Below are 14352 nucleotides of genomic sequence, written 5' to 3' on the forward strand. Positions count from 1 at the left end.
GAGATTCCGATCCCATGTCCTTTCCGACCGAAATCACAGATTTCCTGGGCATTCTCGATGAAAGCCCGGTCGGAGTTTCCGTGTCCCGGCGCCGGGACGGCGTGGTGGTATTCGCCAACCGCCGCTTCTGCGAAATCACCGGTCTGGCGCGCGAGCACTGTATCGGCCACCCGGCCCGGCGCCACTTCGCCGACGACGCCCAGCGCCACGAGGTGGTGCGGCAATTAAGGGAAGCGGGCGAGATCGTCGATGCCGACGTGAAGTTCTTCCGCGTCGACGGCTCGTCGTTCTGGTCGGTGCTGACCATCCGCCCCGCCACCCTGGACGGCGAGGCGGTGAACCTGGCCTGGATCTATGACGTCAGCAAGCGCAAGCAGGCGGAGCAGGCCATCCTGGACGGCCGCGCCCTGATCCGCGCCATGTTGGATTCCTCCACCGACGGCATCGTGCTGCTGAACGCCACCGGGACCATCCTGGCGCTCAACGCCGCCGCCTCGGCCATCTTCGAGAAGAACGGCGAGGACCTGCCGGGCCAGGCGGTGTGGGACCATCTGCCGGAATCCGTGGCCGCCCCCATGCGCCGGGGTATCGAAGGCGTCCTGGCCGGGGGCCAGACCGTCGAGAGCCACCACGCCATCGGCGCCCGGCTGTTCGATGTGCACATGCACCCGGTGGTCGATGCCGCCGGCCGGCACGACCGGGTGGCGGTGTTCTCGCGCGACGTGACCCAGGTCCACCAGCGCCGCCAGCAGCTGCGCAAGCTGGAAACCGCCCTGGAGCAGGCCCCGGTCTCGGTGATGATCACCGATTCCCACGGCGCCATCGAATACGTCAACCGCGCCTTCGTCCTGGTTTCGGGCTATTCCGAGGACGAGGTGCTGGGCCGCAATCCCCGCCTGCTGAAGTCGGGGGAAACGGTGGCCTCGGCCTATCGCGACATGTGGCATTGCCTGTCGTCGGGGGCCACCTGGCAGGGCGAGCTGTGCAACCGCGCCAAGGACGGCAGCCTGTTCTGGGAATACGCCACCATCTCGCCCATCCGCGACGACGACGGCACCGTGACCCATTTCATGGCGGTGAAGGAGAACATCACCCAGCGCAAGGAGACCGAGCTTCAGTTGGTCCATCAGGCCACCCACGACACCCTGACCGGCCTGCCCAACCGCGTGCTGCTGGAAGACCGCGTCTACCACGCCATCGAGGTCGCCAAGCGCGAGGGTGGGCGCATCGGCCTGATGTTCCTCGACCTGGACCGCTTCAAGATCGTCAACGACAGCCTGGGCCACGTGGCGGGCGACCAGTTGCTGAAGGTGGTGGCCGACCGCCTGCGCCACACGCTCCGGCGCTCCGATACGGTGGCGCGCCTGGGTGGCGACGAATTCGTGGTGGTGCTGACCCATTTCCAGAGCAGCAGCGAACTGGCCGAGGTGGCGGAAAAGATCGCCGCCGCCCTGGACGAGCCGGTGGAGCTGTCCGGCCACAAGGTGCATGTGGGCGCCAGTATCGGCATCGCGCTCTATCCCGACGACGGCGACAACTTCAACGCCCTGATGAAGGACGCCGACACCGCCATGTACCGGGCCAAGCAGAAGGGGCGCAACACCTTCTGCTTCTATGATTCCCACATGAACGACGAGGCGCTGGACCGCCTCAAACTGGAAGAAGCCCTGCGCCGCGCCCTGGTGCGCGGCGAGTTCCAGCTGTTCTACCAGCCGCAGGTCGACCTGCAGACCGGCCTGACCTCCGGGGTCGAGGCGCTGATCCGCTGGAACAGCCCCGAGCGCGGCCAGGTCTCGCCCGGCCTGTTCATCCCGGTGGCCGAGGAAAGCAACCTGATCTCCATGATCGGCTGGTGGGTGCTGGAGGAATCGTGCCGGCAACTGGCCGCCTGGCGCGAGGACGGCCTTACCGGCCTCAAGGTGGCGGTCAACGTCTCGGGCCGGCAATTCCTCAACCACGCCCTGGTGGAATGCATCTCCGACCTGATGGCCCAATACCAGATTCTGCCGAATCAGCTGGAAATCGAACTGACCGAGAGCACGGTGATGGCCGAGCCCGACCGAGCCATCGAACAGTTGAACCGCCTGCGCGAGATCGGCATCCAGGTGTCGGTGGACGATTTCGGCACCGGCTATTCCAGCCTGTCCTACCTGAAGCGGCTGCCGCTCAGCACCATCAAGGTGGACCGCTCCTTCGTGCACGACGTCAACAACCAGAGCGACAACGCCGCCATCGTCTCGGCAATTCTGGGTTTGGCCGATGCGCTGGACATGTCCATCGTCGCCGAGGGCGTGGAGACCGAGGGCGAGGAACAGCACCTCAAGGACGCCGGGTGCATCAAGGTCCAGGGCTTCCGCTATGCCAAGCCCATGCCCGCCGACCAACTGGCCGCGTGGATGCTGCGCCAGAAAAGCTGAATCCGACATTCCCTACTGGTCTTACCCGATGACGCGCCCCACCTAGTGGGGTAGCATTGTCACAACTTGTTTAATGTGTCGGCGATCCAGACCCCATGAATAATATGCCTGCCGCGCCAGATTCCCCATCCGGCACGCCCCCCGGTGCCGCCTCCGGCAATGCCGCGGCGGCGGCGGCGGAGCGACGGCGCAAGAAGCGCGGCACGGGCCTGACCCTGCGGTTCAACATCCTGACCGCCTTCGCCACCCTGCTGAGCGTCACCGTCGTCACCCTGGTGGCCTTCGCCTACCACAAGAACTCCATCTCGGTGCTGGAGCTGATGGGCCGCTTCGTGGAGCGGGTGTCGGCCTCGGGCATTTCCAGCAGCATGGCGCTGCTCGACCCGGTGGAAACCAGCGTCCAGGCCACCGCCCAACTGGCGGCCATCGACGAGGCCAAGGCCCGCGACGGCACGCTGTTCCCCTACATGACCAGCATCCTGCAGACCCAGCCGCAACTGCAGAGCCTTTATCTGGCCTTCGACAAGGACGGGCGCTTTCTTCAGGCCTTCCCCATTCCGCCGGGTGCCGCCAAGTTCGGAGCCCACGACGCCAAGCCGCCGGAAAAAGCCCGGTTCGCGCTGCGCGTCGTCGATCGCAGGGACGGCCGGTACACCGACGTCTGGACCTACGTCACGACGACGGGCGAGGTCGTGGGGTCCGAGACCTCCAACGAGCTGAACTACGACCCCCGCCCCCGGCCCTGGTACAAGGACGCCATCGCTACCAAGGGGCTCATCTGGAGCGACCTGCTGGTCTATACCAGCAACCGGCAGCCCGGCATCACCGCCGCCTACCCCATCTTCGCCGCCGACGGCAGGGTGATCGGCGTCGCCGCCGCCAACGTCTCCACCAACCAGATGTCCGACTTCCTGGCCAGCCTGGACCTGGGCAAGACCGGGGTGGCCTTCATCGTCGACGAGAAGGAGCAGTTGATCGCCCATCCCGACGCCAGCCGCACGGTGCGTCAGGACGGCCTCAAATACTCGCTGGTCAAGGCCGATCAACTGGGCGAGCAGGTCATCACCGACGCCTTCGCCGCCTATCGCAAGGATAAGACCCGCACCGTCAGCTTCGATTCCGGCGGGCATCGCCGCCTGGGCTCGTTCAATCCCTTCCCCGCCGACCTGGGCAAGAGCTGGCTGATGGTCATCATCGTGCTGGAAGACGATTTCGTCGGCACGCTGAAGGAGAACAGCCGCGATCTGGTGGTGGTCGGCTTCGCCGTCATGGTGATCGGCCTGCTGCTGGTGGCCATCCTGGCCAACTGGATCACCCGGCCGCTGACCCTGCTGACCCATGAGATCCAGAAGATCCAGAAGTTCGATCTGGCCGGCCCCATCGCGCTGCACGCCATCGTCAAGGAGGTCAATGAACTCATCCACTCGATGAACATGATGAAGCGGGCGCTGCGCACCTTCGGCATGTTCGTGCCGCGCGATCTGGTGCGCGAGCTGGTGGCCAGCGGGCGCCCCATCGAGCTGGGCGGTCAGGACCGGACGCTGACCGTGATGTTCACCGACGTCGCCGACTTCACCGGCCTGTCCGAGCGCATGGCGGCGGGCGACCTGCTGGTCCACGTCTCGCGCCATCTGGCGGCCATTTCCGAATGCGTGGCCGAGGAAGAGGGAACCGTCGACAAGTATGTGGGCGACGCGGTGATGGCCTTTTGGGGAGCCCCCACCTGGCGCGACGACCACGCCCTGCACGGCTGCATCGCCGCGCTGAAGTCCCGCCGGGTCCAGGCCCTGATGAACGCCGAGTGGGCCGCCCAGGGACTGCCCACCATGTTCGTGCGCATCGGCCTGCACACCGCGCCGGTGATCGTCGGCAATATCGGCTCGTCCTGGCGCATGAGCTACACGGCCATGGGCGACGGCGTCAACGTCGCCTCACGCCTGGAAGGCGTCAACAAGGTCTACGGCACCCAGATCTGCATCAGTCAGGCGGTGCTCGACGCCGCCGGACCGTCGGTGCTGGCCCGCCCGCTCGATCTGGTGGCGGTCAAGGGCCGCAAGGCCGGCGCTCAGGTCTATGAACTGCTGGGTCTGCGCGAGGGCAACCCGGACCTCGCCCCGACGCCCCAGGACCTGGAAACCTGCCGCCTGACCGAGGAGGCCTTCACCGCCTACCGCGAGCGCCGCTGGTCCGACGCCATCGCCGCCTACGGGCGGCTGGCCGCCCAGGCCCCGGCCGACAAGGTGCCGGCCATCTTCATCGAACGCTGCCGTCACTACCTGACCGACCCGCCGCCGGCCGACTGGACCGGCGTCTATGAGATGAAGACAAAATAGAATAGCACAACCTAGGCGGCGATAGATGGATGGCGCGCGCACCTATTCGGAACCGCCCAATGCGATACAAATACGATTCCGCACATATAAAAGCTAAGTAGAAATCCCTTTCCCATGAATGAAGGAAGGCCCGTGAAATTTCGTCGCGCCTGGACATCTTAAGGATTGGAGCGCTGACCGATTATTTATGGCAACCTTGACGTAAGTCATACATGCAGCCACCTTCATGCCGGGGATTTCAGCCCCTCTCAATCACCGTCTAGCCCTAGTTGAATTGCTAGGTCTTGATATCTGGCTTGATTGCCCCATTAGAGCGCAACTATTCTGCACCCTCAGAAGTTTTGACACTATATGGTGCAGAAGTGGACGGTTCCACCGTTGAAAGCAATTTGACAGAGCGGGAACGTGACGTCTTACAGCTTATTGCCTCTGGAAAGAGCAGTAAGGAAATCGCGCGCCATCTGGGAATATCCATTGGCGGTGTCAATTTTCACATCTTGAATGCAATGAAAAAACTTGGCGCCGCGACCCGGGCGCATGCGGTGGCCCGCGCTATCTTCCTTGGGCTTCTTCTGCCGGAGATCGGGCGGAACTGATACGCCGCCGTGACCGACGACCGTTTCGGCATGCTGGGATGGGGGCCTTGCGGGATATTTTGGACAGCACACTGGAAAGCGGAACCGAGGGACCCGACAGACAGGTTCTGTTCGAGGGCGCCACGCTGGCCATACTGGCCCGCGTGCTGGAAGGCGGAACACGGGTCGATCTGGCCGTATCCGACTACCTCGCCCTCTTTCCCATCGGGGCAGACGAATCCCATATCCGGGCGGACCTGATCATCTGTGTCTCCGACTGCCACAGCCTGCTGCTGCGCGCCGCCGGCCGGCACCCGGAAAGCGCCCGGCTGGTTCTCGACGACACGACCCGCGCATGGCGAAGCACCGATGCCGCCGACCGCCTGGACGCCAAGCTCGGAATTACCCGAATTCAGGCCTGCATCGGCAACATCCGCCGGGCCATCGGCCCCATCGCCTGACGCCCCTCCTCCGAATCGCTTCGAGTCGCATTTCGTGCTACAATAACCGCTGACGTTGGAAGAAGTTGGGGAGGAGGACGCCATGTCCGTCTCCGCTGTTTCATCGGTCACGGCCACGCAAACCAGTTACCCGATCCTGGTGAACGGTTTCCTGTGCTTCAGCGCGGCCGATGTCGCCGCCGCGCGCGATTTCACCAACCCGCGCGCCGACCAGAACACCTCGGCCCAGAACACCTCGGCCCTGAATCAGATCGGTTCGTCGCAGCAATACCCGCGCACCATCAACGGCCAGCAGGTCTTCAACGATGCCCAGGCGGCGGCGGCCCGCAATTTCACCAGCGCCAACCGGCCGCAGACGTCGGGGACGCGCGGGACCATCTTCGACTTCTATGCCTGAACCGCCGGCACACGCCCCACCATCACCGCGAAGCTGACGTTCTTGTAGCGGCATTCCACCTCGGCCAGCCCCGCCTGGCGCAGCCAGTCCAGTTGCGGCGCCAGCGGCGTGCGGCGGTCCAGGGTCTGGCGCTCGATGGCCGCCGCGATGTCGGCCGCCGACACGCCCGCCCGCCGGATGGCCTCGTGCCAGTGCCGCCAGTAGCGGGCCTCCATCTCTGGAGTGTCGCCGGCCACCTGATCGGCGTTGATCACCACGCCGCCGGGCTTGGCGGCACGGGCCATGGCGGCATAGACCGCCCGCTTGCCCTCGTCCTCCAGATGGTGGATGGACAGCGCCGACATCACCACGTCGTAGACGCCGTCCTCGGCGAGAGCGAGATGATTCATCACCCGGAATTCCACCCCGGGCTTCCGCCCGGCGAAACGCTCCTGGGCGCGCGCCAGCATGTCCCCGGCCAGATCGGTCAGCACCAGACGGGCATCGGGCCGCCGCTCGGCCACCAGGGCGGACAGCAAACCGGTGCCCGCCCCCAGGTCGAGGATGCGGGCACCGGCCGGGGCGAATTCCGCCGCCAGATCGACGGCAGCGCCGTAGAAATCGTCGAAGCAGGGAATCAACCGCCGCCGCAATCCATCATAGGAGCGGGCGGCGCCATTGAAGGCGGCTTCGATGGTTAAAGGCATATTACACTTCCCTGAAATAAGGAGCTTTCCAACATCGGGGTATATTGGACTATCATTCCCCCTCGACGCCAGCCGAGGAAGGATCATCCGTGAGCCAGGAACATCCCTTTGCCCAATACGTCCGCATTCTCGGCAAGGGGCCGCGCCTGTCCCGGCCGCTGACCTTCGAGGAGGCCCGCGACAGCTTCGCCATGGTGATGCGGGGCGAGGTGGAACCGGTGCAACTGGGGGCCTTCCTCTGCCTGCTCCGGGTCAAGACCGAGACGCCGGAGGAGGCCGCCGGTCTGGCCGCCGCCATCCGCGCCACCATCGCGCCGCCCGAAGACGCGCCGAAGGTCGACCTGGACTGGTCGTCCTACGCCGGCAAGACCCGTCAGTTGCCCTATTACCTGCTGGCCGCCCTGGCCCTGGCCGGCCACGGCATCCGGGTATTCATGCACGGCTCAGAGGGCCATACCGCCGGACGGGTGTGGACGTCCGAGGCCCTGGCCGCCCTGGGTCTGGCGCCGAGCACCTCCGTGGCCGAGGCGGGCGCCCGGCTGGAGCGGGGCAATTTCGCCTACATGACGCTGGAGCACCTGTCGCCGCCGCTCCACACCATCATGGAACTGCGCCACAAGCTGGGCCTGCGCTCACCCGTCCATACGGTGGCGCGGCTGGCCAATCCGTTCGGCGCGGCCTGCGCCCTGTCCAGCGTCTCCCACCCGGCTTACGCCCCGGTGCATCAGGAGGCCTCGCGCCTGCTGGGCGAGCAGCGCATGGCGGTGTTCAAGGGCGAGGGCGGCGAGGTGGAGCGCCGGCCGGAAAAGGCCTGCGAGGTGCTGTCCCTGGTGGACGGCGTGCCGCATTCCGAGGACTGGCCCGCCTTGGTCGACGGCGCCCGCCCCCACGAGGAGCATCTGGACCTCGGCCGCCTGAAGGCGCTGTGGAGCGGTGCCGAGACCAACGAAATGGCCAGCGCCGCCATCGCCGGCACTATCGCCATCGCGCTACGGGCCATGGGCCGCGCCGGTTCGGTGGACGAGGCCGAGGGCATGGCCCAGGTGCTGTGGCGCGAGCGGAACAAGAGCACGGTTCCGGGGGCCGCTTGACCACTCGCCCCGCTCCCCGGCTGCTGATCTCGGCGGCCCACAAATCCTCGGGCAAGACCACGGTGACGGTGGGCCTCGCCACCGCCTTGGCGGCGCGGGGGCTGACCGTCCAGCCGTTCAAGAAGGGGCCTGACTACATCGATCCCCTGTGGCTGAGCGCCGCCACCGGGCGGGCCTGCCGCAACCTGGATTTCCACACCCAGCCGCCGGCCTTGATCCGCGAGACCTTCGAGCAGGATTGCCGCGGCGCCGATATCAGCCTGATCGAAGGCAACAAGGGCCTTTACGACGGCGTCGACCTGGAGGGCGCCAATTCCTCGGCCATGCTCGCCCAGTGGCTGGAGGCCCCGGTGGTGCTGGTGGTGGACTGCCAGGGCATGACACGGGGCATCGCGCCGCTGCTGATCGGCTATCAGGCCTTCGACCCGACCTTGAAGATCGCCGGCGTCATCCTCAACAAGGTCAGCGGCCCGCGCCACGAGAAGAAGCTGCGCGAGGTCGTCGCCCACTACACCCGCATTCCCGTGCTGGGCGCCGTGCATCGCGGCCCCGACATGGAGATCATGGAGCGGCACCTGGGGCTGGTCCCCGCCAACGAGGCCGAAGCGGCGGCCGCCGCCATCGCCCGGCTGGCCGGGGCGGTGTCGTCCCAGGTGGATCTGGATGCCCTGATCGCCCTGGCCGAGGCGGCACCGCCGGTGGAGGTGGCCGAAAGCCTCCCGGCCATTTCCAGCCCTCCCAAAATCCGTATCGGCATCGCGCGGGACGCCGCCTTCGGCTTCTATTACCGCGACGACCTGGAGGCGCTGGCGGCGGCCGGCGCCGAACTGGTGCCGTTCGACGCCACCCGCGACCCGCATCTGCCGCCCGGCCTGGACGGGTTGTTCATCGGCGGCGGCTTTCCCGAAACGCAGGGCGAGGCGCTGGAGGCCAATGCCGGCCTGCGGGCCGAAATCCGCGAGAGGGGTCTGGCCGGGCTGCCCATCTACGCCGAATGCGGCGGGTTGATGTACCTGTCGCGCGCCATCGTCTGGAAGGGCGAAAAGCGCGCCATGGTCGGCCTGATCCCCGCCGACGCGGTGATGCACAAGGCGCCGCAGGGCCGCGGCTATGTCCGCCTGCGCGAGACCGCCGCCTTCCCCTGGCCCCGGCTGGAGGACGGCCCCGGCGTGCTGCCCGCCCATGAATTCCACCATTCCCGGCTGGAAAACATGGAGGGCTCGCCCCGCTTCGCCTATCAGGTCATTCGCGGCACCGGCATCGCCGAGAAGCAGGACGGCTTGATAATCGCCAATACCCTCGCCACCTATGCCCACATGCGATCCGTCGGCCCCAATCCCTGGGCGCCGCGGTTCGTGGCGTTCATACGTGGGGTCAAAGCGGGGCAGCATTGATGTTTTTTAATGAGGCGGGCCTTTACCCACCCGCCGGGCTATGGAACAGTGCCCGGCCATGATCACCATCGAAAATCTCAGCCATACCTATCCGGGCGCGCGCAAGATGCCGCCCCGGACGGCCATCTCGGACCTGACCCTGGAGGTCAGGGACGGTGAGTTCGCCATCCTGTCCGGCCCCAACGGCAGCGGCAAGTCCACGCTGTTCCGCATCCTGTGCGGCATGACCCTGCCGGGTACCGGCAAGGTCACGGTGGGTGGCTTTGACCTGTTCGCCCAGCCGGCCAGGGTCCGCGAGATCATGGGGGTGGTGTTCCAGAGCCCCGCCGTGGACAAGCACCTGTCGGTGGGCGAGAACCTGAAGATTCACGCCGATCTCTATGGCCTGAAGGGCGCGGATTTCATCCGCCGCCGCGACGGAGCCCTGGGTTGGACCGACCTGGACGGCCGCCTGGACCAGAAGGTCGACACCCTGTCGGGCGGTCTGGCGCGTCAGGTGGAACTGGCCAAGGTGCTGATGACCGACCCCAAGGTCCTGCTGCTGGACGAGCCCACCACCGGGCTGGACCCCATGAGCCGCCGCAACTTCTTAGGCGCGCTCCACAAGCTGCAGAAGGAACGCGGCATGACCGTGCTGATGACCAGCCACGTGTTCTCCGAGGCCGACGACGTGGACCGCGTCGCCATCATGCGCGAAGGCAAGCTGCTGGCCTACGATACCCCCGCCGCGCTGAAGGCCATGATCGGCACCGAGATGGTGATGGTCCAGGCCAAGGACGCCGAAGGACTGGCCGCCCGCCTGCGCGCCGAGATGGGTCTGGCCGTGCGCTGCATCGGCGACGAGGTGCGCCTGGAGGAGACCGAGAACGGCGAGAGCCTGCCGCTGCTCGAACGTATCCTGGACCGCTACCGCGCCGACATCTCCGCCATCTCCATCAAGCAGCCGGGCCTGGACGACGTCTTCGTCCATGTCACCAGCAAGGCGGTCCCCGACCACGCCCTGGCGCTGGAATTGCGAAAGGCGGCATCATGACCGGCATGGCCCCCGTCGCCTTCTCGCTGGCCAAGCGCGAGTTCACCCGCTTCATCCGCCAGCCCCAGCGGGTAATCGGCACCGTGGCGCAGCCGCTGCTGTTCTGGCTGTTCCTGGGCGCCGGCTTCGGCGGCTCGTTCCGGCCGGCCGGCATGGAGAACGTCACCTATCTCGAATACTTCTACCCCGGCGTGATGCTGATGATGATGCTGTTCGCATCCATCTTCTCGTCCATCACCATCATCGAGGATCGCGACGCCGGTTTCCTGCAGGGCGTGCTGGTCGCTCCGGTATCGCGTCTGGCCATCGTGCTGGGCAAGGTGCTGGGCGCCACCTCCATCGCCATGATCCAGACCCTGATCTTCACCATCGCCGCGCCGTTCCTCGGCCTGCATCTGGGGGCCGGCGCCCTGGTTCTGCTGCTGATGGGCTTCCTGCTCACCGGCATCGGCTTCTCGGCGCTGGGCTTCCTGCTGGCCTGGGGCATGAAGTCCACCTCGGCCTTCCACGCGGTGATGATGGTGTTCCTGATGCCCTTGTGGATGCTGTCGGGCGCCCTGTTCCCCATCGGCAACGTGCCGGGCTGGATGAAGGCGGTGATGCTTGCCAATCCGGTCAGCCATGCGCTGGTGATCATCCGCGCCCCCTTCTACGGCGGCCCCGCCCGGCTGTTCACCGACACCGATTACCTGCTGTCCCTGGCGGTAACATTGGCCTGGGCCGGATTGTGCCTGGGCCTGTCCATGGCCCGCGTCAACCGGCGGGAAAAGGGCGTCTGACAATCCGGCATCATCCGATCACCCCCTGGAATTAAGACCTTGGGGTGATCGGGCATTTACCCCCTTTTATTCTTTCGAATCTCGTGCAGACTGCGCCCGTTCCAATGGTGTATGACAGAGGTCGTAGGAATGAGTGCCAGGGGTCGGCTCGGACTGCAGTTCAGTATCGTCCTGATCATCGCCTTCGTGGTCGCCTGCCTGACCATCACCACCGCCACCAGCATCTATTTCGCCAGCACCAGCGCCGCCCAGGAGAGCGCCCGGCGGCTGTTCGGTGAGATCACCTCCCGGGTGGCCGACCGGGTCGAGGGGCAGATCGGCAACCTGCTGGACCTGGCCGGCCTGGGGGCCTCGCTGCCGGCCACCGCCGAGCCGATCCGCGGCAATGGCCTTGCCCACCCGCTGCTGCCCTTTCTGCTGAAGGCGCTGGAACAGGATTCCGGCCTCTACGCCGTCTATGCGGGCTATGCCGACGGCGGTTTCCTGCAGGCCATCGCCGTCAACGGCGACGAGCGCATCGTGTCCTCCAATCAGGCTCCCGCCGGAACCCTATACATACTGCGGGCCATCGGCGCCGATGCCGACGGAACACGGCGCGAGTTGCGTACCTTCATCGGCGCCGGGGGGGCGACCCTGGGCAGCGCGCGGCTGGACGCCCCCGACTACGACCCCCGGACGCGCTCGTGGTACAAGGACGCCATGGAAACGGACGAAGTCGTCCTGTCCGAACCCTATGTGTTCAGCTCGCTGCAGGCGCCGGGCCTGACCGCGTCACGCCGGGCCGGCACGTCGGGAGCCGTCTTCGCCGTCAACATCGCCCTGACCGGGCTGTCGGATTTCGTCGCCCGCCAGACTATTTCGCCCCGCGGCGGGCTGGTCCTGCTGGACGCCAGGAAACGCGTTCTGGCCATCTCGCCCGTTCTGATGCCGGCGGCGGAAAAAAAGCCCGAGCCGCTGGTCAAGCTGGGCGATCTGACGTCGCCCTGGCTGAAGGCGTTGGGCATGGCCTCCCCCCTGACCGATGCGCAGGTGGTCGAGACCCCGGCCGGCGAGGCCCTGACCCAGATGACCGAGTGGAAGGACCGCAAGGGCCAGGTCATCGGCATCGGCATCGTCTCGCCCTTCGCCGATTTCACCGGCCCCATCGAGGCCATGCAGCGCCGCATCCTCAGTCTGGCCGGTCTGGTTCTGCTGGTGGTGGTGCCGCTGTCCATGCTGTTCGCCCGCAACATCGCCGCCGCCATCCGCCAACTGGTGTCCGAAGCCGTCAAGGTGCGCGACTTCGACTTTTCCGGCACGCCCCCAAAATCCTCGTTCATCACCGAGTTCCAGGACTTGGGCGATGCCTTCGGCCTGATGAAATCCACCCTGGCCAACCGCACCGACGATCTGGCCGCCGCCCAGAAGCGGCTGGAGCGGGTGGTGGACCTGGGCATCGCCATGTCGGCCGAACGCGACCACGGCGTCCTGATGGAAATGATCCTGATGGGCGCCAAGGAGCTGACCAACGCCGACGGCGGCACGCTCTACATCCGCGACGAGGACAACAACCTTCGCTTCCAGATCATCCGCAACGACACCCTGGGCATACGCATGGGCGGCGCCCACGAGGACCCGCCCTCGCTGCCCCCCGTCCCCATGTTCCGCGACGGCAAGCCCAACCACAACAACGTGGTCAGCCACGCCGTGCACGAGCAGGCCACCGTCAACATCCCCGACGCCTATGACGAGTCACGCTTCGACTTCTCGGGGACCAAGGCGTTCGACGAGCGCAACAGCTACAAGTCCGTGTCGTTCATGACCGTGCCGCTGAAGCCGCGCGGCGGCGACATCATCGGTGCGGTGCAGCTGATCAATGCCCGCCCGCCGGGCGGCAGCGAGATCGAGCCCTTCTCGCCCAACGTCCAGCGCTTCGTCGAGGCACTGGCCGCCCAGGCCGCCACCGCGCTTTACAACCGCGACCTGCTGGACCAGCAGGAGCGGCTGATGGATGCCATGATCCAGATCCTGGCCGGCGCCATCGACGCCAAGAGCCCCTATACCGGCGGCCATTGCGAGCGCGTGCCCGAACTGTCGCTGATGCTGGCCGAGGAAGCCTGCAAGGTCACCCAAGGCCCGTTGGCCGAGTTCGCCTTCACCACTCCCGATCAATGGCGCGAATTCAAGATCGGCGCCTGGCTGCACGATTGCGGCAAGGTCACCACGCCGGAATACGTGGTGGACAAGGCCAGCAAGCTGGAGACCATCTACAACCGCATCCACGAGGTGCGCACCCGCTTCGAGGTGCTGCTGCGCGACGAGCGCGTCCGCATGCTGGAGGCCATGGCCGCCGGCACCCCGGAGCCCGAGGCGCAAGCCGCCTTCGCCGCGGCCCAGGCCGGGCTGATGGATGATTTCGCCTTCGTCGCCGAGTGCAATCTGGGCGGCGAATTTATGGCGCCCGAGAAGGTGGAGCGCCTGAAATCCATCGCCACGCGGACTTGGGCCCGCCATTTCGACGACCGTCTGGGCCTCGCCCACGAGGAACTGCGCCGCTATATGGGCGAGCCGGAAGCCCTGCCGGCCGTCGAGTACCTGCTGTCGGACAAGCCGCAGCACGTCATTCCCCGCCCGGCGGATTCGGCACTGTTCGATCCGGCCTACGGCTTCAAGACCAAGATCCCCGAGAACCTCTACAATTTCGGCGAGGTCTACAATCTGGCCATCGGGCGCGGCACGCTGACCGAGGAAGAGCGCTTCAAGATCAACGAGCACATCATCCAGACCATCATCATGCTCAAGCGCCTGCCCTTCCCCAAGCATCTGTCCCGGGTGGTGGAATATGCCGGCGCCCATCACGAGACGCTGATCGGTACCGGCTATCCCAGGAAGCTGGCGGCCGAGGATCTGTCCATTCCGGCCCGCATCACCGCCATCGCCGACATCTTCGAGGCACTGACCGCCTCGGACCGCCCCTACAAGAAGGCCAAGACCCTCTCGGAATGCGTGAAAATCCTCAGCTTCTTCAAGAAGGACAAGCACGTGGACCCCGACCTGTTCGACCTGTTCCTGACCTCGGGCGTCTATAAGCGCTATGCCGAGCGCTTCCTGAAGCCGGAGCAGTTGGACGAGGTGGACATCGCCCCCTATCTCGGCTGACGAAAGGCGGTTGCCCAGCGCCGCCCGAGCCTATATCAACAGTCGCGT

At 66.1% G+C, this 14352-nt stretch carries 11 protein-coding genes; 10 read left to right on the plus strand and 1 reads right to left on the minus strand.

What is annotated here, in order from left to right; genetic code table 11:
• Window positions 1-14: 14 nt before the first annotated feature.
• From CP958_RS08800 to CP958_RS08820, 5 genes are all read left to right on the plus strand, one after another.
• The gene (locus CP958_RS08800) at window positions 15-2417 is read left to right on the plus strand and encodes an EAL domain-containing protein (RefSeq protein ID WP_096701589.1); all 2403 of its coding nucleotides are present in this window, start codon (window positions 15-17) and stop codon (window positions 2415-2417) included.
• 95 nt (window positions 2418-2512) lie between these two features.
• A complete protein-coding gene (locus CP958_RS08805; RefSeq protein ID WP_096701590.1) occupies window positions 2513-4750 on the plus strand; it encodes a cache domain-containing protein in 2238 nt (745 codons plus the stop codon).
• Between the two features lie 362 nt (window positions 4751-5112).
• The gene (locus CP958_RS08810) at window positions 5113-5346 is read left to right on the plus strand and encodes a helix-turn-helix transcriptional regulator (protein WP_141400476.1); all 234 of its coding nucleotides are present in this window, start codon (window positions 5113-5115) and stop codon (window positions 5344-5346) included.
• A gap of 38 nt (window positions 5347-5384) precedes the next feature.
• Window positions 5385-5786 (plus strand): hypothetical protein, encoded by a 402-nt coding sequence (locus tag CP958_RS08815; RefSeq protein ID WP_242442808.1) that lies wholly within the window; start codon window positions 5385-5387, stop codon window positions 5784-5786.
• Between the two features lie 82 nt (window positions 5787-5868).
• Entirely contained in the window at window positions 5869-6183 is a 315-nt protein-coding gene (locus CP958_RS08820) for a hypothetical protein (RefSeq protein ID WP_141400477.1), read from the plus strand.
• Here CP958_RS08820 and CP958_RS08825 read toward each other — a convergent pair.
• Entirely contained in the window at window positions 6174-6869 is a 696-nt protein-coding gene (locus tag CP958_RS08825) for a class I SAM-dependent methyltransferase (RefSeq protein WP_096701593.1), read from the minus strand. The genes CP958_RS08820 and CP958_RS08825 overlap by 10 nt on opposite strands.
• A gap of 89 nt (window positions 6870-6958) precedes the next feature.
• Here CP958_RS08825 and CP958_RS08830 point away from each other — a divergent pair, with 89 nt between their 5' ends.
• From CP958_RS08830 to CP958_RS08850, 5 genes are all read left to right on the plus strand, one after another.
• On the plus strand, window positions 6959-7960 hold the full coding sequence (locus CP958_RS08830; RefSeq protein WP_096701594.1) for a glycosyl transferase family protein: 1002 nt from the start codon (window positions 6959-6961) through the stop codon (window positions 7958-7960).
• On the plus strand, window positions 7957-9354 hold the full coding sequence (locus CP958_RS08835) for a cobyrinate a,c-diamide synthase (RefSeq protein ID WP_096701595.1): 1398 nt from the start codon (window positions 7957-7959) through the stop codon (window positions 9352-9354). The genes CP958_RS08830 and CP958_RS08835 overlap by 4 nt, the downstream gene beginning before the upstream one ends.
• A gap of 58 nt (window positions 9355-9412) precedes the next feature.
• Window positions 9413-10387: an ABC transporter ATP-binding protein gene (locus tag CP958_RS08840; protein ID WP_096701722.1), complete on the plus strand. Its 975-nt coding sequence runs from the start codon at window positions 9413-9415 to the stop codon at window positions 10385-10387.
• Window positions 10384-11166: an ABC transporter permease gene (locus CP958_RS08845; protein ID WP_096701596.1), complete on the plus strand. Its 783-nt coding sequence runs from the start codon at window positions 10384-10386 to the stop codon at window positions 11164-11166. The genes CP958_RS08840 and CP958_RS08845 overlap by 4 nt, the downstream gene beginning before the upstream one ends.
• A 129-nt stretch (window positions 11167-11295) precedes the next feature.
• Window positions 11296-14304, plus strand: a complete 3009-nt coding sequence (locus CP958_RS08850; protein ID WP_096701597.1) for an HD domain-containing phosphohydrolase — start codon at window positions 11296-11298, stop codon at window positions 14302-14304.
• The last annotated feature ends 48 nt before the right edge of the window (window positions 14305-14352 follow it).

The organism is Magnetospirillum sp. 15-1, from assembly GCF_900184795.1.
Taxonomy (GTDB): domain Bacteria; phylum Pseudomonadota; class Alphaproteobacteria; order Rhodospirillales; family Magnetospirillaceae; genus Phaeospirillum.